At 65.5% G+C, this 18,261-nt stretch carries 17 protein-coding genes; 10 read left to right on the top strand and 7 right to left on the bottom strand.

The genetic code is table 11. The features are described from left to right. Positions 1-141: 141 nt before the first annotated feature. Positions 142-2,025, bottom strand: coding sequence for an ABC transporter ATP-binding protein (locus DEM27_RS04150; RefSeq protein ID WP_109456952.1), 1,884 nt, complete (start codon positions 2,023-2,025; stop codon positions 142-144). A 443-nt stretch (positions 2,026-2,468) separates the two neighbouring features. On the opposite strand from DEM27_RS04150, the gene DEM27_RS04155 reads away from it, so the two are divergent. Continuing rightward, on the top strand, positions 2,469-2,930 hold the full coding sequence (locus DEM27_RS04155) for a tRNA (cytidine(34)-2'-O)-methyltransferase (RefSeq protein WP_109456953.1): 462 nt from the start codon (positions 2,469-2,471) through the stop codon (positions 2,928-2,930). A 98-nt stretch (positions 2,931-3,028) separates the two neighbouring features. Beyond that, positions 3,029-4,306 (top strand): hypothetical protein, encoded by a 1,278-nt coding sequence (locus tag DEM27_RS04160; RefSeq protein WP_109456954.1) that lies wholly within the window; start codon positions 3,029-3,031, stop codon positions 4,304-4,306. Between the two features lie 55 nt (positions 4,307-4,361). Here the strand turns inward: DEM27_RS04160 and DEM27_RS04165 are convergent, their stop codons facing one another. Both DEM27_RS04165 and DEM27_RS04170 read right to left on the bottom strand, forming a co-directional pair. Then, on the bottom strand, positions 4,362-5,135 hold the full coding sequence (locus DEM27_RS04165) for a flagellar hook associated protein (RefSeq protein ID WP_109456955.1): 774 nt from the start codon (positions 5,133-5,135) through the stop codon (positions 4,362-4,364). A 322-nt stretch (positions 5,136-5,457) separates the two neighbouring features. Continuing rightward, the gene (locus DEM27_RS04170; RefSeq protein ID WP_109456956.1) at positions 5,458-5,718 is read right to left on the bottom strand and encodes a hypothetical protein; all 261 of its coding nucleotides are present in this window, start codon (positions 5,716-5,718) and stop codon (positions 5,458-5,460) included. Between the two features lie 163 nt (positions 5,719-5,881). On the opposite strand from DEM27_RS04170, the gene hemF reads away from it, so the two are divergent. From hemF to DEM27_RS04185, 3 genes are all read left to right on the top strand, one after another. Next, positions 5,882-6,793 (top strand): oxygen-dependent coproporphyrinogen oxidase, encoded by a 912-nt coding sequence (gene hemF / locus DEM27_RS04175; protein ID WP_109456957.1) that lies wholly within the window; start codon positions 5,882-5,884, stop codon positions 6,791-6,793. Between the two features lie 117 nt (positions 6,794-6,910). Further along, on the top strand, positions 6,911-7,189 hold the full coding sequence (locus tag DEM27_RS04180) for a hypothetical protein (RefSeq protein ID WP_109456958.1): 279 nt from the start codon (positions 6,911-6,913) through the stop codon (positions 7,187-7,189). A 111-nt stretch (positions 7,190-7,300) separates the two neighbouring features. Beyond that, positions 7,301-7,492, top strand: coding sequence for a DUF1059 domain-containing protein (locus DEM27_RS04185; protein WP_109456959.1), 192 nt, complete (start codon positions 7,301-7,303; stop codon positions 7,490-7,492). On the opposite strand, the gene DEM27_RS04190 is transcribed toward DEM27_RS04185, so the two are convergent. Genes DEM27_RS04190 through DEM27_RS04200 form a run of 3 tightly spaced genes read right to left on the bottom strand, consistent with a single transcriptional unit; the run spans position 7,493 to position 10,004 of the window. After that, positions 7,493-8,752 carry a CCA tRNA nucleotidyltransferase gene (locus tag DEM27_RS04190; RefSeq protein WP_109456960.1) on the bottom strand — a complete coding sequence of 420 codons (1,260 nt, stop codon included), beginning with the start codon at positions 8,750-8,752 and terminating at the stop codon, positions 7,493-7,495. Beyond that, positions 8,749-9,384 (bottom strand): CoA pyrophosphatase, encoded by a 636-nt coding sequence (locus DEM27_RS04195; protein WP_109456961.1) that lies wholly within the window; start codon positions 9,382-9,384, stop codon positions 8,749-8,751. Before DEM27_RS04195 ends, DEM27_RS04190 begins: the two co-directional genes overlap by 4 nt. Continuing rightward, a complete protein-coding gene (locus DEM27_RS04200; RefSeq protein WP_109456962.1) occupies positions 9,381-10,004 on the bottom strand; it encodes a DUF1285 domain-containing protein in 624 nt (207 codons plus the stop codon). The genes DEM27_RS04195 and DEM27_RS04200 overlap by 4 nt, the downstream gene beginning before the upstream one ends. Positions 10,005-10,184: 180 nt before the next feature. Between DEM27_RS04200 and DEM27_RS04205 the strand changes: the two genes are divergently transcribed. The 5 genes from DEM27_RS04205 to DEM27_RS04225 are packed head-to-tail and all read left to right on the top strand — an operon-like array spanning position 10,185 to position 17,477. Continuing rightward, a complete protein-coding gene (locus DEM27_RS04205) occupies positions 10,185-11,198 on the top strand; it encodes an AAA family ATPase (protein WP_109456963.1) in 1,014 nt (337 codons plus the stop codon). Positions 11,199-11,214: 16 nt separating this feature from the next. Next, entirely contained in the window at positions 11,215-12,135 is a 921-nt protein-coding gene (locus tag DEM27_RS04210; protein ID WP_109456964.1) for a DUF58 domain-containing protein, read from the top strand. Continuing rightward, a complete protein-coding gene (locus tag DEM27_RS04215) occupies positions 12,132-14,951 on the top strand; it encodes a DUF4159 domain-containing protein (protein WP_109456965.1) in 2,820 nt (939 codons plus the stop codon). Before DEM27_RS04210 ends, DEM27_RS04215 begins: the two co-directional genes overlap by 4 nt. A 1-nt stretch (position 14,952) precedes the next feature. Further along, positions 14,953-17,022, top strand: a complete 2,070-nt coding sequence (locus DEM27_RS04220; RefSeq protein WP_109456966.1) for a hypothetical protein — start codon at positions 14,953-14,955, stop codon at positions 17,020-17,022. Then, on the top strand, positions 17,019-17,477 hold the full coding sequence (locus tag DEM27_RS04225; RefSeq protein WP_109456967.1) for a GNAT family N-acetyltransferase: 459 nt from the start codon (positions 17,019-17,021) through the stop codon (positions 17,475-17,477). The genes DEM27_RS04220 and DEM27_RS04225 overlap by 4 nt, the downstream gene beginning before the upstream one ends. Here DEM27_RS04225 and DEM27_RS04230 read toward each other — a convergent pair. Continuing rightward, positions 17,464-18,018 carry a GNAT family N-acetyltransferase gene (locus DEM27_RS04230; protein WP_109456968.1) on the bottom strand — a complete coding sequence of 185 codons (555 nt, stop codon included), beginning with the start codon at positions 18,016-18,018 and terminating at the stop codon, positions 17,464-17,466. The two genes, DEM27_RS04225 and DEM27_RS04230, sit on opposite strands and share 14 nt — an antisense overlap. Positions 18,019-18,261 lie beyond the last annotated feature (243 nt).

An 18,261-nucleotide genomic window follows, 5' to 3' on the forward strand; every position in this document is an offset into this window, starting at 1 on the left:
AGCTTGGGGATGAACTCCTTGGCCTGCCTATCATAACGCAATACTACAGGCATAAACACCTCTCCTGCGAGCATCCCCAAAAACGACAAACCCGCCGATAAAAATCGACGGGTTTGTCAGTAGTCTGGCGGAGGCCGCGGATTACTCCGCGGCCTCCGTTTCATCCTCTTTCGGCGGTTCGTCCGCATCTGCATGCACCTGATCGGCCAGGAAGCCGCCGGACTGACGGTTCCACAGGTCGGCATAAATGCCGCCGGAGCGCACCAGCGCCTCGTGGTTGCCGGTCTCGACGACGGTGCCGTGGTCGAGCACCACCAGCCGGTCCATCTCGGTCAGCGTCGACAGGCGATGGGCGATGGCGATCACCGTCTTGCCTTCCATCAGCGCGAACAGGTTTTCCTGGATCGCCGCCTCCACTTCGGAGTCCAGCGCCGAGGTCGCCTCGTCAAGCACCAGGATCGGCGCGTCCTTGAGGAAGACGCGGGCGATGGCGATGCGCTGCCGCTGGCCGCCGGACAGCTTGACGCCCCGTTCGCCCACATGGGCATCGAGACCGGTCCGGCCCTGCATGTCCTCCAGCCCGACGATGAAATCCCAGGCATTGGCGCGTTTCGCCGCCTCGATGATGTCCGCATCGGTCGCCGTCGGCCGTCCGTAGGCGATGTTGTCGCGGATCGAACGGTGCAAGAGCGAAGTGTCCTGCGTCACCACGCCGATCAGGGCGCGCAGGCTGTCCTGCGTCACGGTCGAGACATCCTGGCCATCGATGGTGATGCGGCCGGATTCCTGGTCGTAGAAACGCAGGAGCAGGTTCATCAGCGTCGTCTTGCCCGCACCCGAGCGGCCGACGAGGCCGACCTTCTCCCCTGCCCTGATATCGAGCGTCAGATCCTCGATCACGCCGCGATCCTTGCCGTAATGGAACCGCACGTGGTCGTAGCGGATCGCGCCCTTCGGCGCCGCCAGCTTCCTGGCATCGGGCGCATCGACGATATCGTGCTGTTTCGTCATCATCGCCATGCCGTCATAGATCGTGCCGATGCTTTCGAACAGTGCCGAAACCTCCCACATGATCCACTGCGACATGCCGTTGATGCGCATCGCCAGGCCGATGGCCAGCGCGACGGAGCCGATCGAAACCTCCGCCGTCAGCCACAGGCCGATGCTGGCGGCCGAGACGATGAACAGCGCCAGGGCGTTGTTGACGTCCACCAGGATGTTGAGCAGCGTGATCTGCCGCATCTGCTTGTGCACAGAGCCGAGGAAGACATCCATGCCCTCGCGGGCATAATCTTCTTCGCGGCCGGCATGCGAAAACAGCTTGACGGTGCCGATATTGGTGTAGCTGTCGACCACGCGGCCGGTCATCATCGAGCGCGCACCGGCCTGTTCGCTGGAAAGCTTGCGCAGCTTCGGAATGAAGTGGCGCAGGATCAGCACGTAGGCGACGATCCAGGCGAGCAGCGGCAGCACCAGCCGCCAATCGACGGCGATCACCAGCACCAGCATCGAAACGAAGAAGCTGACCGCATAGATGAAGACGTCGATGATCTTCAGCACCGCTTCGCGCACGGCAAGCGACGTCTGCATCACCTTGGTCGAGACGCGCCCGGCGAACTCGTTGGCGAAAAAGTTCATCGAGTGTCGCAGCAGGAAGCGGTGCATCTGCCAGCGGGCGATCATCGGATAATTGCCGGCGAGCACCTGGTGCATCGTGATCGTATGGATCGTGCCGACCAGCGGCAGGCCGATCAGCAGCAATCCTGCCATCCACAGCAGGCGATGGCCTTCGCTCTCGAGGAATGTCGCCCGGTCGGCCGACGACAGCCAGTCGACGATATTGCCGAGGAACTGATAGAGGAAGACTTCGCCGAAGGCGATCAGCATCGAGCAAAGCCCGAGCAAAGCGAGCCAGGGGGCAGCAGTCCTGGTGTAATACCAGCTGAAGGCCACCAGGCCTTTCGGCGGCAGGGTGGGCTCCTCCGGCGGAAACGGATTGAGGCGCTGTTCGAACCAGCCAAACATAACAAGCTCCAGGGTCCAAAAGTCCCGGCGAGGGCCTCACACGGTCGCGCAGGACATCGTGGGCGGAAGCCGGGGGACGGATTGGCGAGGCCGACAAGGCCGCGCAGTGATTCAAATAGGAAGTTGGAAAAGAAAAAGCGAAGGGTCGCTTACGCCTGCAGCCACATGATGGGCGTGGAGAGGCGATGACGAACAGTGATATCCATGAATCCCTCCCTGAAAGGCGTTGAAGATGCTGTTGTCTAGCGCAATTTGTCGCACTTGCCCAGTGCCCGCCCATAAAAAAGGCAGCAATCGGCGTTCTCGCGATCCTGTGTGGCTGGGGCGCCACAGGTCACCGGCAGTTCTGTCCGGCTGAACGCGGCACGGCGGTTGTTTGTGCGGCGTCCATCGTGTTAGGGCCAACCTGGCTCGCCACCATCGTTTTCGACGCGGAGACAAGCATGACTTCCCTGCGCATCGCCCTCTACCAGCCGGACATTCCCGGCAACACCGGCACCATCCTGCGGCTGGCCGCCTGTCTCGGCCTGTCCGTCGATATCATCGAGCCGGCGGGTTTCGACATTTCGGACCGCAACCTCAGGCGCGCCGGCATGGACTACCTCGCCGCCGTAACGCTGACACGCCACGTCAACTGGACAGCCTTCGACGACTGGCGGCGACAGGCGGGGCGCCGCATCGTGCTCGCCTCCACCAGGGCGGCGGAGCGCTACACCGATTTCGTCTACCGGCCTGACGATATCCTGCTCCTCGGCCGCGAAAGCGCCGGCGTGCCGGATGCCGTGCACGGCTCTGCCGACGGCCGCATCCTCATTCCGATGCAAGAGGGCCAGCGCTCCATCAATGTCGCGATGGCCGCCGCCATGGTGGCGGGAGAAGCCATGCGACAAACTGTCTGGTGCTAAAACGCCCTCTCCGGCGGCGATTGTTGCAGTGCACTGTTGTGCAGCCGGACCGACTATGCGATGCTTCCCGAAGTGATCGCAACCGTGGAGTGCCATCCATGTTCCAGACCGCATTCACCCATAATCTGACGCAATTTGCCCGGATTCTCAGTCTTCCCGAACGTTTGCAGCACACTCCGGCGCGCAATCTTTCCCTCGAAGCCTTGCGGCAGCGCAACACGACGCTCGACGCCTTCTTCTACGACATCAAGGTCGTCACCCCCGACGAAGCCTTCTACATTTCCGATTCGCTGGCCGCCGTCGGCTCGATCCTGATCGTGCCACCCTCCGGCGCCGGCGCGCTCATCCTCTGCGACACGCTGGACGAGTTTTTCCTGCGCGGCGGCAAGGACATCCATGTGCTGGCGATCGCCGGGGCCGGCGGTTCCGCACTCGGCGCCGCAGCCTTCGCACGCAATGTCGCCGATGCGGTCGGCGAACCGGTCGCCACCGTCGTCCCCGGCTACGGTTTTGCCGATGCGGTCGGCGAGGCCATGGGCGGCTCCTTCCTGTTCGGCTGGCTGAACCAGGTGCGCCACGGTTTCGAAATCCTCGACGAGGTCTGGGGCCGGCCGCAGTTCGGCGTCAATCCGGAAACGAATGCTGCCGCCTCGACGGTCAAGCACAATTGCCGCGACATGCAGACGGTGCTGGCGCTTCTGGCCGATCCGCGGCTTGCGTTCAACCTGCTGACAGGCCATTCCAAAGGCAACCTGGTATTGGCCGAGGCTTTGACGCGGCTCAAGTCCGTCGACCTGCCGCGGCTGCAGGCCCTGTCGCGCTCCGCCCGCATCGTCACCTTCGGCGCCAAGATCGCCATGCCGCCGGTGTTCACCGACGTCATTGACGTTATCGGCGAATGGGACTGGTTCGGCACGCTGAATTCGCGCCAGTTCATCGCAACAGACCGCAAAGTCTCCGGCGCCTGGCATCACACCAACACCGATCTGCCCGGCCATATCGCAGTGACCGAGGTGCTGAAGGAGATTCTGGCGCAGCCGCCGGCGCTTCGCCCGGTCGAAACCGCCCCCTCCGAGACCGTCGTGAGCGGTGAGGTGCCCGTGCCCCCTGCGGAAGAACCTGTGCCGGCTGCAACCATCAAGGTTGCCGAGACCGTTGCGGAAGACGCCGCACCGCCGGCCGAATCTGTCGAGACGGCACCCCTGCCGGAAACCGCCGAAGAAACAGGCACGCTCAAAGCCGAAAACGACGAGACCGCGCCCAAACAGCGTTCGGGCAAATCGAAACCGGCCGAGACGATGACCGACGCCGCGGTCACGCCGTTTGTACCGCCGCCGCGCCGGAAACGAAGCACAACCCGCGACAGGTCGGCATAGGGCGGACAAACCCGCAGGATGGGGCGACCTTGCCCTTGCAACCGGGTCGTCTGCCCTACCGACAGAGGCTCCGCAGCGTCCGGGACTGGTCGTTGGCGATATTGAGGCCGGAAAGCTCCAGTTTCTGCTGGGCCTTTTCGGCTTCCGATTTCGCTTCTTCTTGCTGCAGATCCGCTTCGATGCGGCGTCCGATCGAGGTTTGCAGCATGTCGCGCAAGCCGGAGAAATAATCGCCGCCGGCGACCGTCGCGCCAGTCGCGGCCCGCAACTTCTCCCCGGCCTCGACCGGTTCGGCCAGCAGCACGCCGATGGCGGCGATCATGCCGTCGAGTTCGTCGTCTTCCGTCAGGCTCGACATGCCGATCTCGCGGGCCTCCGGCGAGGCGCGGGGCCGGGCCGACGTGTCGAGAAGATAATAGAGGAAAGAACAGCCGTTCATCGTCACGCCTGGGTAGGAGCGGGTCAGAAGCCCGAGGGCGGAATCCTGGCGGCTGATCAGCAGGATTTGCCCGGTATCGAACTGGATGGTGCTGATGGCGGCCGGGCCGCGAGGATCCCGCGATGGCGCGACCAGCGATTTGACCAGGGACGATCCGCCGGTATCGAGCCAGTTCTCGCCATCGAACGAAGCCGCCTGCGCCACATCAAGCAGTTGCTGTTTCAGGACCGCGATCTCCGCGTCGATCACGTCACGATCGACACCCGGGAAGCGCGCATGGATAAGTTTCGACTGGATCTCGGCGACGATGTCCGTCGCGGCCTGCAGCCCGAGTGTCGCGACATCGCTCGCTGCCGCAGCCCGTCCGGCGGCGTCCTCGGTGGAAGACAATGAAAATCCATCATACAACATGCCATACACATCGGGCTCGGCGACCGGCCGCCCGGCAACGGCTCCTGCCCCCTGGACCGAACGGCATGGCCGTGCGCCAGGGGTAAGCGATCCGTCAACGAAAACGCCGGCGATGGGGGGGAGGACGCCGGACAGGAAGCGATGCGTGCAGGGGTGGAGCACGCGTCGTGCGATCCGGCGGCGACGACCGGCTTCATGCCGCTTACGCATCGAGCGATGCCTAAAATCGTCGCCAAACCGATGCTAGGGATGAAAAGTTTCGGAACGTTTTTACAAATCGTTAAGATTTGAGCGATCGCCGTCAATCGGCTGTCGGCAGGCGCCGCATGGTGAATTCGATACGGTCGCCCTCGAGCTGCCGCCAGCTTTCCACCTCGGTCCAGTAGGCCGCCTTGGGGAAGGCATCGAACCATTCGCGCGCCTTGGCACGCGCCTCGTTGCGCGTAAGGCAGAAGGTTTCGCGCACAAAATTGCTTTTGCCGCCATCGGCTCTTTCCTGCCGATGCCGCGCGATCCGTCGTTTCAAACCCTCCAGGGCGGGCGGCCCGGGAATTTTCGCCATGCGCTCTACCTTCCCCGTTGTAAATAATATCCGTATTCGCTTTTGGCGAGTCTTTTTGCAGCGCAGCAGCGCGACGGCCCGATCACTTTAAGACCTTGCGGCTTGCGCGCTTCGGGGTTAAGGCGGCACAAGAGAGACGAGATCGCATCGCGGGAGACCGGACATGGAAAGACCGCAACTGCCGAAGGGCTTGCCGGACGACATCGAAGACAAGAAGCAGGCCGCCAGGACCTGGTTCGAACATCTGCGCGACCATATCTGCGCCACCTTCGAGGAGCTGGAACAGGATCTGACCGGCCCGCTCAGCGACCAGGAACCCGGCCGTTTCGAGCCGAAGGAATGGCAGCGCGAGGGCGGTGAAGGCGGCGGCGGGCGCATGTCGATCATGAGCGGCCGCGTCTTCGAGAAGGTCGGCGTGCACACCTCCACGGTGCATGGGGAATTCTCGACGGAATTCCGCGCCCAGATCCCCGGCGCCGACGAAGATCCGCGCTTCTGGGCCTCGGGCATCTCGCTGATCGCCCATCCGGTCAATCCCAACGTGCCGGCCGTGCACATGAACACCCGCATGGTGGTGACCAGCAGCCACTGGTTCGGCGGCGGCGCCGACCTTACCCCGGTGCTCGGCCGCCGGCGGACCCAGACGGACGACGACAGCGTGCTGTTCCACAAGGCGATGGAAATCGCCTGCAACCGGCATCCGGTCGCCGACTACCCGCGCTACAAGCAGTGGTGCGACGATTATTTCTTCCTCAAGCACCGCAACGAGCCGCGCGGCATAGGCGGCATCTTTTTCGACTGGCTGCATTCGGATGCGGAGAAGGGCGGCTGGGATGCCGATTTCGCCTTCGCCCGCGACGTCGGCCGCGCTTTTTCGATGGTCTACCCGAAGATCGTGCGGGCCAACTTCAACCTTCCCTGGACGGACGACGATCGCGACGAGCAGCTCATCCGCCGCGGCCGCTATGTCGAGTTCAACCTGCTTTACGACCGCGGCACGATCTTCGGCCTGAAGACCGGCGGCAATGTCGAAGCCATCCTGTCCTCCCTGCCGCCGGCGGTGCGCTGGCCGTAGAAATATTCACTTTCATATTTAAAACCAAGAAATCATCTGCGTCATTTTGGCGATTCATCGGTCTTGGCCGGCATGTTATAGTTGTCCTTGCGTGATTCCATCGGAGGAGGATGTTTCATGACGGCCAACACCAACATGCGTGATGCAGGCACGGCGCAGGATACGTCGCGCCACCTCGATACTCCAGAATTCATCGATCGCCTGGCGGAAAAATTGCGCCATTCGAGCGGCATAGATCTGCCCCACGCCTATTTCGTCGAGCAGGTGAAGCTCAAGCTGGCCGGCAGCCCGGCTTTCGATGCCTCGTTGGGCGAGGCTGCGCCGGAGGCGGCCAACAAACCCCTGCCCGACTACCAGTCCTCGGCCTGCTTCACGGCGTGGGCCATCCCCGACTAGACGCGGCGCGTTTGCGCCCGCGCAGCGATGTCACCGGGGTTATGAACTTTTTGCCCGGCCGGGCGTTTTGCTGACGGCTTATGCCGTCATGAAACGACAGGGAGATAGATCATGAGACTGTTTGAATGCGGTTCATTGGTACCGGGCTGCGATTGGCATACCCGCGCCGAAAACGATGCGGAAATCGTCCGCCGCGCCGTCGAACACATGCGAAACACCCATGGCGAAACCGTCATCCGGGAAAACATGATCGAGAACATCAAGGCGCGTATCGCCAACGAAAGCGAAGCGCCCGCCCACTGATCAGCCGTTTGCAATCTCCTGCAGCCGGGCGACCAGCGTCGCCCGGTCGACGGAGAAGTTGCGATCGAGCCATTCCGTTTCCAGACGCGACAGGGTTTCCCCCACTTTCGGCCCCGCCGCAATTCCGGCCGCCAGCACGTCGGCACCGCTCAAAGGGAAGACGGGTTTTTGCCAGCGTTCGGCCCGGTTGAGAAGATCCGAAAGCCGCCCGGCGCGCTGCATGTCTTCGACACCGCCATTTTCGGCGCGAACACGTGCCGATGCCAGCGCCAGTTTCAGCCGCACCTTGATGCCCTCGGCGCCATGCCGGTACAACAACCGCGAAAAGGCCGTTCCGGCCATGTCGTCGGCAACCGCAGGCGCCGTCGCCCAGGCGGAGAAATAACCGGCCTCTTCCCGCGACAACCGCAGCCGCGCCGCCATGGCAGCCAGACGTTCGGCATCGGGCGGCACGATCGCCGCCAGCCGCAGGCGCGGATCGGCATCCCAGCCAAGCGCCTTTTCCGTGCCGACAAGCGCCGGGATGGCGTCGATACCCCATTTTTCGCTTTCCGGCAGGATTTCCGTCAGGATGCCGGCCTGGCGCATCCACAACAGGGCGCGGCCGGGATCGGCCGCCGAAAGCAGCTTCTTCAACTCCGACCAGACGCGCTCGGCCGACAGCGTCTTGAGTTTCGAACGAGCCGCCGCACTCGCCTTCAGCCCCGCCGCATCCGGCCGTCCGGAACCGTAATGGGCGAAGAAGCGGAAGAACCGCAGGATGCGCAGGTAATCCTCGGCAATCCGCATCGAGGCATCGCCGATGAAACGCACCGTCCGGCTGTCGATATCGGCCAGTCCGCCGACGAGATCGACGACGTCGCCGTTTGCATCGACGTAGAGCGCGTTCATTGTCAGGTCGCGGCGTTCCGCATCGGCCTGCCAGTCGGTGGAAAAGGCCACCTGCGCGTGGCGACCGTCGGTCTCGACGTCGCGCCGCAGTGTCGTCACTTCGAACGGCGTTCCATCGACGACCAGTGTCACCGTGCCGTGCGCCAGCCCAGTCGGCACCGCCTTGACGCCGGCAACGGCAGCGCGCTCCATCACCGCTTCCGGCCTCAGCGTCGTGGCGATGTCGATATCGCTGACGGGAATGCCCAGCAGGCTGTTGCGCACCGCGCCGCCGACCACCCGGCCCACGGCGCCGTCGCTGTTCAGCAGCGCCAGCACCCGCGTCAGGGCGGGATTGCGAAACCAGTCCTCGCCGGCAAGATTGGTCATGCGTAAAGCCTTTCGTAAAGCGTGCGGACGATGCCGGCGGTGATGCCCCAGATCATCCAGTCCTCATAGGGCATGCGATAAAAATGCCGCTCGATACCCTGCCAGACGGTACTGTCCTGCGTATGGTTCTGCGGGTCCATCAAAAACGACAGCGGCACCTCGAAAATGCTGTCCACTTCGGCCGGATTGGGTTTCAGGTCGAAGCCGCGGCGAACGACGGAAAGAACCGGCGTGATGCGGAAGCCGGTCGCAGCCAGATAGTGCGGAAGCCGCGCCACCGTCTCGACGAAGCGGGGTGCCAGGCCGATTTCTTCTTCCGCCTCGCGCAACGCCGCCATCTCCGGCGAACGGTCCTCGGCATCGATCGCGCCGCCCGGAAAGGCGATCTGGCCGGAATGCTTGCGCAACGTCGCGGTGCGCTTGGTGAAGATCACCTTCGCCGTTTCGCCATCGTCGACGACCGGCACCAGCACGGCGGCATCCCGCAGCTTCAAGCCTTCGAGGCTCGTCCACATATCCGGATTGAGCAGGGAATCGCCGTGCTCCCGCCAGGAGAGATCGACGGGACCACCCGTCTGCGACAGGGCGCGGCGGCGGAATTCCGCCGCGGAAAACAGGGGAGCTGCACTCATCGGGACAGGGCATCCAGTTCGTCGGCGGGCATGACGGGAAAGGTGACGCCGCCGGAGCGCACCGCAAACATCGCCACGCCGTCGATCTCCACGACCTCGCCCAGCTCGACCAGGTCATACATCACGGCCCGCGATACCAGCGCCTCCAACCGGCCGCGCACGAGAAGATAGGGCTTCAGTTCGGCGTTTTCGCCGTGCATGACAAACCGCAAGGGGTGCTCTGGCCCGGCCGCCACCACGTCGCCGACATTGGTGCGGAAGGTCAAAAGCGGCGTGCCGTTCTCCTCGCCGACATTCATCTCCACCGCCACGAAGGGCGCGTCGACGACGCGGATGCCGACCTTTTCCACAGGCGTGACGAGGTAGGTCCTGCCGTCCTCGTCGCGGCGCAGGACGGTGGAAAACAACCGCACCAGCGGCGCCCGGCCGATCGGCGTGCCCATGTAGAACCACGTGCCGTCGGCGCGGATTTCCATGTCGATATCGCCGCAGAAGGGCGGATTCCAGCGGTCAACCGGCGGAAGGCCGCGGTTTTTGTCGCCGGTATCGGCGGCGGCGCGCGAAATCAGCGTGGCAAGCCCCGCGGCATCTTCGGTTGCTTTAATTTCGCCTGCTGCCATTTTTGCGTCCCGGTTTGCCTTTAGGCCGGTTTTTCAGTGTCCGAGTTCCGATCCTCTCACGAGATAGTCATTTGAAACGCGCTTGTCAGCCGCCAACTTGGCAATAACTTGATAAGGAGAGAAACGGTTGCACCAAGGACGCGATTCGCAGCCGGCGCCGGCAAGCTTATGGAGAACCCGATGGGCATGATGAAGACCACCGAGACGAGCCTTGACGAAAAGGCCATCGTCGCCGCTGCGGAAGCGGCGCTGGCCGATATCGCCTCGGTGCGCCGGGAGGTCGGCAAGGTGATCTTCGGCCAGGAGAAGGTGGTCGAAAACACCCTGCTCGCCGTGCTTTCCGGCGGCCATGCGCTGCTGGTCGGCGTGCCCGGCCTTGCCAAGACCAAGCTGGTCAATACGCTGGGCGGCGTGCTCGGCCTTGCCGCCAACCGCATCCAGTTCACTCCGGACCTGATGCCCTCCGACATCCTCGGCTCGGAAGTGATGGACCAGGACGACCAGGGCCGCCGCTCCTTCCGCTTCGTCAAGGGGCCGATCTTCGCCCAGCTCCTGATGGCCGACGAAATCAACCGCGCCTCGCCGCGCACCCAGTCGGCGCTGCTGCAGGCGATGCAGGAATACCACATCACCGTCGCCGGCCAGCGGCTCGACCTGCCGGCCCCTTTCCACGTGCTCGCAACACAGAACCCGCTGGAGCAGGAAGGCACCTATCCGCTGCCGGAAGCGCAGCTCGACCGCTTCCTGTTGCAGGTCGACGTCGATTATCCGGAACTGGCCGCCGAACGGCAGATCCTGCTCGAAACCACCGGCCTCAGCGAAGCCAGGCCAGACACGGTGTTGACCGCCGAACGGCTGCTGGACATCCAGCGGCTGATCCGCCAGATGCCGGTCAGCGACGCGGTGGTCGACGCCATCCTGGCGCTGGTGCGTTCCGCCCGCCCCGGCCACGGCAATGCCGCCACCGACAAGCACGTCGCCTGGGGCCCCGGCCCGCGCGCCGGCCAGGCGATGATGCTCTGCGCCCGCGCCCGCGCGCTCTACGAAGGTCGCCTCGCGCCGTCGCTCGACGACGTGCACGCGCTGGCCGAACCGATCCTGCAGCACCGCATGGCGCTGACCTTTGCGGCACGCGCCGAAGGCATGTCGGTGCGCGATGTGATCGCCGGGCTGGTCAAGCAGGCCAAGGGCTGAAAAGGAGAGGCGCCGCGTGGCTTCGATAGGCCAGATCGTCGAACAGACCCCCGGACGAGACGCCCTGACGCGAGCCCGCCAGCGCGCCGTGCTGGTGCCGGATTGCATGGTCGAGGCCAAGCGCATCGCCAACACGGTGATCGCCGGCTGGCACGGCCGCCGCAAGCGCGGCATCGGTGAAAATTTCTGGCAGTTCCGCCCCTATGCCGATGGCGAAAGCCTGTCGCGCATCGACTGGCGTCGTTCGGCCCGTGACGACCATACCTATGTCCGCGACCGGGAATGGGAAGCAGCGCACACCATCTGGCTGTGGGCCGACATGTCGCCGTCGATGATGTACAAGTCGACGCTCGCGCAGGCATCCAAGGAAAGCCGCGCTTTGGTGCTGATGCTGGCGCTCGCCGAAATCCTCGCCCGCTCCGGCGAACGGATCGGCTGCCCCGGCGTCATGGACCCGATTTCGGCGCGCAACGCCGCCGAACGGCTGGCGACAGCCTTGATGCACACGCCGCTCAGCGGCGGCCTGCCGGACACGACGATGATCCGCGGCGCCAGCGACATCGTGCTGATCGGTGACTTTCTCGACAGCGCCGACGAAGTGATGGCGCGGCTTTCGCCGCTCGCCCGCCGCGGGTTGCGCGGCCATGTGGTCGAGATCGCCGATCCGGCGGAAGAGGCCTTCCCCTATAGCGGCCGCACCGAATTCACCGATCCCGAAACCGGCGAAAAACTCGTCGCCGGGCGCGCCGAGACCATCCGCGAGGATTACCGCCGCGCCTATTTCGCACGGCGGGAGAATCTCGGCGGATCGCTGCGCTATCTCGGCTGGAATTTCGTCAGCCACCGCACCGACCACCTCGCCTCCGAGGCGCTGGTGGCCGTCCACATGTATCTCTCCGGCATGCCGGGCCGCGCCACGCATGGAGGGCAGCTGTGAACGCCCTGCCATTCGCCTTCGCCAATCCCGCCGTGCTGTTGGCGCTGCTGTCGCTGCCGGTCATCTGGTGGCTGCTCAGGCTGACGCCGCCGCGGCCGCAGACGGAGGCCTTTCCGCCGTTGAAAATCCTGGCTTCCGTGCTGAAACGCGAGGAAACGCCGGCACAGAGCCCATGGTGGCTGACGCTGCTGCGCATGCTGCTCGCCGCCGCCGTGATCCTGGCGCTCGCCGATCCTGTGGTCAACCAGCGCACCACGACGCTGGCGACCGGGCCGATGGTGCTGCTTATCGACAATTCCTGGGCCAGCGCCGCCGACTGGCAGCGACGGCTCGACACCGCCCATGCGCTGGTTGACGATGCCGAGGCGCAGGACGTGCCGGTATCGACCGTCTTCACCGCCGACCGCAACCATGATGCGACGCCGGCGAATGCCGCGACCGCTCGCGAAAAGCTGGCCGCCGCCGGCCCGCAGCCGCTGGTGCCCGACCGCCGCCGCGCCCTGCAGGCGATCCGCGAAAGCCTCGGCGGCACGACGCCCGGCACGATCGCCTTCATCTCCGACGGCGTGAAAAGCGACGACACCGATACGGTGCTTGCCGATCTCGCCACGCTCAAGCCGCAGGATCTGCGCCTGATCGAAGGCGACAGCACCAAGACCATCGCGCTGACCGCCGCCGCCAACGGCGCCGACCAGATGACCGTCTCCGCCTCCCGCCTCGCCGGCACGAATGCCGCCAGCTACACTCTCATCGCCCAGGACGGCCAGGGCCGGCCGATCGCTTCCGGTGCGCTGGCCTTTGCCGCCGGCGAGACCGCCGCCGCCGGCACGATTGCCGCCCCCTTCGAGATGCGCAACGACTTCGCCCGCATCAGCATCGAGGGACAGGCGAGCGCCGGCAGCGTGCACCTGCTCGACGACGGCTTCAAACGCCGCCGCGTCGCCCTGCTGACGGGCGAGGCCGGCGACGACTTCCAGCCGCTGCTGTCGCCGCTCTATTACATCAACCGTGCCCTGCAGCCCTATGCCGACCTGATCGAGCCGAAGGTGCCGGATCTTGCCCAGTCGATCCCGGAAATCCTTGCCGGCAACCCGTCCGTGGTCATCATGGCCGATATCGGCCGCCTGCCGGCTGAAACCTACGAGCCGATGCAGCGCTGGATCGCCAATGGCGGCACGCTGATCCGCTTTGCCGGCCCGCGCCTTGCTGCCGCGCCCGCCGACGATCCGCTGGTGCCGGTGATCCTGCGCCAGGGCGAACGCGCCTTCGGCGGCGCCCTCTCCTGGGCCGAGCCGCAGCCGCTTGCCGATTTCCCCGCCTTCGGCCCCTTCGCCGGCATGGCGCGGCCGGACGGCATCCTGGTGAAGCGCCAGGTGCTGGCCGAGCCGACGCCGGATCTCGCCGAGCGCACCTGGGCGAGCCTTGCCGACGGCACGCCGCTGGTGACGGTGCGCAACGTCAACGGCGGCCGCATCGTGCTGTTCCATGTCAGCGCCGAAGCCACCTGGTCGGACCTGCCGATCTCGGGCCATTTCGTCGAAATGCTGCGCCGCATCGTGCAGCTGTCGCGCTCCGGCGGCGCTTCGGCCGAAACCGGCGCTGCCACGACGGCGGAGGCGCTGCCGCCCTTCCGCCTGCTGACCGCCGAGGGTGTGCTCTCCACCGAGACCGGCGACGCCAAGCCGCTCGATCCGCACCGTGACCTCTCCAAAGTCGCCTCGACCTTCGACAACCCGCCCGGCCTCTACGGCAGCGAGGACGGATTTACCGCGCTGAACCTGCTGCCAGCCGGCACCACGCTGCAGCGGCTCGATCCGGCCACCGCCGGCATGGCGGTGACGCTCGACAGCCTGATCGGCGAAGAGGCCTGGTCGGCCAAGCCGGCGCTGTTCACGCTGGCCTTCCTGCTGCTGGTCGCGGATTCACTCATCGTGCTGTTCATGGGTGGTGCTTTCGCCCGCCGCCTGCGGCCCGCCGCCGGCGCTGCCATGATCCTCGTTTCGGCCTTCGCCGCCGCCACACTCCTGCCGATGAGCGAGGCACGGGCGGACGATAGCAAGCCCGGCGACGACATCATCATGGAACGGCTCAACAACACCCACCTCGCCTATGTCATCACCGGCGAGCCGGATGTCGACCGCATGTCGGAGCTCGGCCTCAACGGCCTGACCGACTACCTCACCTACCGCACGACGCTGGAGCCCTCGCCGCCGGTCGGCGTCGACATCTCCAAGGACGAGTTGTCGCTGTTCCCGATCATCTACTGGCCGATCTCCGCCTCGGCGCCGATGCCGTCGAACAGCACGATCAGCCGCATCGACGCCTATATGCGCGCCGGCGGCACCGTGCTGTTCGATACGCGCGACCAGTTCAGCGCGCTCGACACCTCGGGCGCGCCGACCGCCAACGGCGAGCGGCTGCAGGCGATCCTCGGCAATCTCGACATCCCGCCGCTGGAGCCGGTGCCGACCGACCACGTGCTGACCAAGTCGTTCTACCTGCTGTCGAATTTCCCCGGCCGCTACTCCGGCAGCCCGCTATGGATCGAAGCCCGGCAGGATGCCCGCAACGGCAGCAGCGCCGGCACGCAAAGCGGCGACGGCGTGTCGCCGATCATGATCACCGGCAACGATTTCGCCGGCGCCTGGGCGATCGACGCCAACGGCGCCGCCGTGCTGCCCACCGTGCCGCCGGACGAAACGCAGCGCGACTATGCCTTCCGCACCGGCGTGAACATCATGATGTACATGCTCACCGGCAACTACAAGGCCGACCAGGTGCACATCCCCGCCCTGCTCGAACGCCTGGGGCAATGACATGACGATCGGTTTCGACCCCTTCCTGCCCTGGCTCGTATTGGCGGGGCTCGCCGTCCTCGTGGCAGCGCTGGCCGGCCTCGGCCTGTGGCGCGGCGTGCGTGGCACGCTGGTCCGAACGCTGGCCGGTTTCGCCCTGCTCGCGGCGCTTGCCAACCCGCTCCTGATGCAGGAGGATCGCGAACAGCTCTCCACCGTCGTCCCCGTTATCGTCGACCGCAGCCAGAGCCAGCAGACGCCGGAACGGCAGGCGATGACCGACGAGGCGCTGGCCGGCATCAAGGAACGCCTCGCCCGCTTCCCGCGCATCGAGCCCCGCTTCGTCGAAGCGGCCGACGACGAGACCTCGGATTCGCCCTCGACGCGGCTGTTCACCGCGCTGTCCTCCGCCGTCTCCGACGTGCCGCCGGCGCGCATCGGCGGGGCGATCTTCATCACCGACGGCCAGATCCACGACCTGCCCAACGCCAACCAGGCGCTCGGCTTCGACGCGCCGCTGCACGGGCTGATCACCGGCAAGGCGGACGAGTTCGACCGGCGCGTCGAGATCGTCCGCGCGCCGCGGTTCGGTATAGTCAACGAGGACCAAGAGCTGACGCTGCGCGTCTTTGACGACGGTCCCGGCCCCGGCGGCGCGGCAACCGTCACGGTGAAGATGAACGGCGCCGAGATCGCCACGATTTCCGCCACGCCCGGCCAGGACACGCCCTTCAGCTTCAAGGTGCCGCGCGGCGGCAACAACGTGCTCGAATTCTCCGTCGCCGAAGTGGCCGGCGAGGTGACGGCCGCCAACAACCGCGCCGTCCACCTGATCGAAGGCATCCGCGAGAACCTGCGCGTGCTGCTGGTCTCCGGCGAGCCGCATGCCGGCGAGCGCGCCTGGCGTAACCTGTTGAAGTCGGACGCCGCCGTCGACCTCGTGCACTTCACCATCCTGCGGCCGCCGGAAAAGCAGGACGGCACGCCGATCAACGAGCTGTCGCTGATCGCCTTCCCGACCCGCGAGCTTTTCGTCGAGAAGATCAACGATTTCGACCTGATCATCTTCGACCGCTACCAGCACCGCGGCGTGTTGCCGATCCTCTATTACGACTACATCGCCCAATATGTGGAAAAGGGCGGCGCGCTGCTGATCGCCGCCGGGCCGGAACATGCGGGCGAGGATTCCATCGCCATGACGCCGCTTTCCGTGGTGCTGCCGGCAGCCCCCACCGGCGTGATGGACGAAAAACCCTTCTATCCGCGCCTGTCCGAGGCCGGCAAGAAGCACCCTGTCACCCGCGGCCTCGACGGCGCCGACCAGGAGCCGCCGCAATGGGGCCGCTGGTTCCGCACCGTCGACGTCGAGCGGCCGCAAGGCCAGACGGTCATGGTCGGCGCCGACGACCATCCGCTCCTGGTGCTTAACCGCGCCGGTGAAGGCCGCGTCGCCATGCTGTTGTCGGACCAGGGCTGGCTCTGGGCCCGCGGCTTCGAAGGCGGCGGCCCGCATGTGGCGCTCTATCGCCGCATCGCCCACTGGCTGATGAAGGAGCCGGCGCTGGAGGAAGAAGCGCTGACGGCGCGCGCCTCCGGCCGGACGCTGGAAATTACCCGCCAGACCATCGGCGACGATCCCGGCCCGGCGACGATCCGTTATCCCTCGGGCAGGACCGAGAGCGTCGCCATGACGCTGTCCGCCCCCGGCCTCTACCGGGCGGAGCAGCGCATGGACGAGACGGGCCTGTTCGAGATCGCCAACGGCGAGCTTTCGACGCTGGTGCATGTCGGCGCCGTCGACGCGCCGGAGTTCAAGGCCATGGTCTCGACGACGGAAACGCTGCTGCCGCTGGCGGAAAAGACGCACGGCCTGATCACCCGCGTCACCGATGCCGCCGGCGCGCTGACGCTGCCGTCGATCCTGCCGGTGCGCGGACAGGTGCGCACCGCCGATCCCGACCGCCTGACCATCCGCATGACCGACGAGACGGTGCTGAAGGGCATCAACACCCTGCCGCTCTTCGCCGGTTTCCTCGGCGCGGCCGTGCTGCTCTTCGCTTTCGCTTCGATGTGGTGGCGCGAGGGCCGATGACCACCGGCGCCGGCTTCCGCCTTGACGTGACCGATGCGCCCGAAGCGGCCGAACTTGCCGCCATCGGCGATGCGCTGACAGCGTTTAACGCCGCCGATGTCGGCCCCTCCGAACGGCAGGGCCTTGCGGTGCTGCTGCGCGACGAAAGCGGCGTGGTGGTCGGCGGGCTCGCCGGCTTCACGGCCTGGACATGGCTTTACGTGCAATGGCTGTTCGTGCCCGAGGCGCTACGCGGCCGCGGCATCGCCGCGCAATTGCTCGCCGCCGCCGAAAGTGAAGCGCGAAGGCGCGGCTGCGGCGGCGCGTGGATCGATACGTTCAGCGAAACGGCGCTTGCGGCCTATCAGAGGCAGGGTTACACCGTCTTCGGCGCCCTGCCCGGCTTTCCGCCCGGCCGCACCCGCTGGTTCCTGCAGAAACGCCTCGAAGAGCGTCCCGGCATCATGCTCGCCTGAGGATCCGCTCCACCACTTCGGCCTCGATCGCATCCGCCCGGCAATCCCGCCAGGCGATCACGCCCTTGAGCCGGGCATGGGTGTCGGAAACCATCGGCACCACCAGCACGCGGCCGGGATCGACGGGGCCGGGGAATGCCAGCGCATCGTAGCCGACCTTTTCGAAGCCGAGCGGCTGGTAATAGGGCGGATCGCCGACCAGGATCACCGCTTCGGAGCCCTTGCGCCGCGCCGATTCCACCGCAATCCGCACCAACTCGCGGCCGATACCCATGTTCTTGTGCGACGGCCGCACCGCCAGCGGACCGAGCAGATGGCCATGCACGCCGCCGGCCAGCACCGGCGTCATCCGCACGGAGGCGATGGTCTCGCCATCGTCGGCGCAGATGTAGGAGAGCGAGCGGTCGTGCGGGCCTTGCTCGCGGATGCGCGCTGCTGCCTTCACAAACCGGCCAGGACCGAATGCTTCTGCGTTGATGAGTTCGATGACGGCATCATGCGACGCGTCCTCGGTGAGGTAAACCAGATCGTGATTTTTCATGAAGAGACTGAACCAGAAAATGCGGACAGGGAAAATGGCCTCGGTGACGCCCTCAGGCGTCCGGGATCATCAGCGTCGTCGCAGGTTCCGTGGCGCAGTCATGAATCGTGGTTTCCCAAAAGAGAGTGCAAAGCGGATAGCAGAAAAATAACGTTTGTCCAATCGAAAAACACATCGTTCAAACTTTGCGCACTCGCCAAGCCCGCTGCAATCCCTATTCTTAGGACAAGACAGGTTTAAGGA

The organism is Rhizobium album, from assembly GCF_003122325.1.
GTDB lineage: Bacteria > Pseudomonadota > Alphaproteobacteria > Rhizobiales > Rhizobiaceae > Metarhizobium > Metarhizobium album.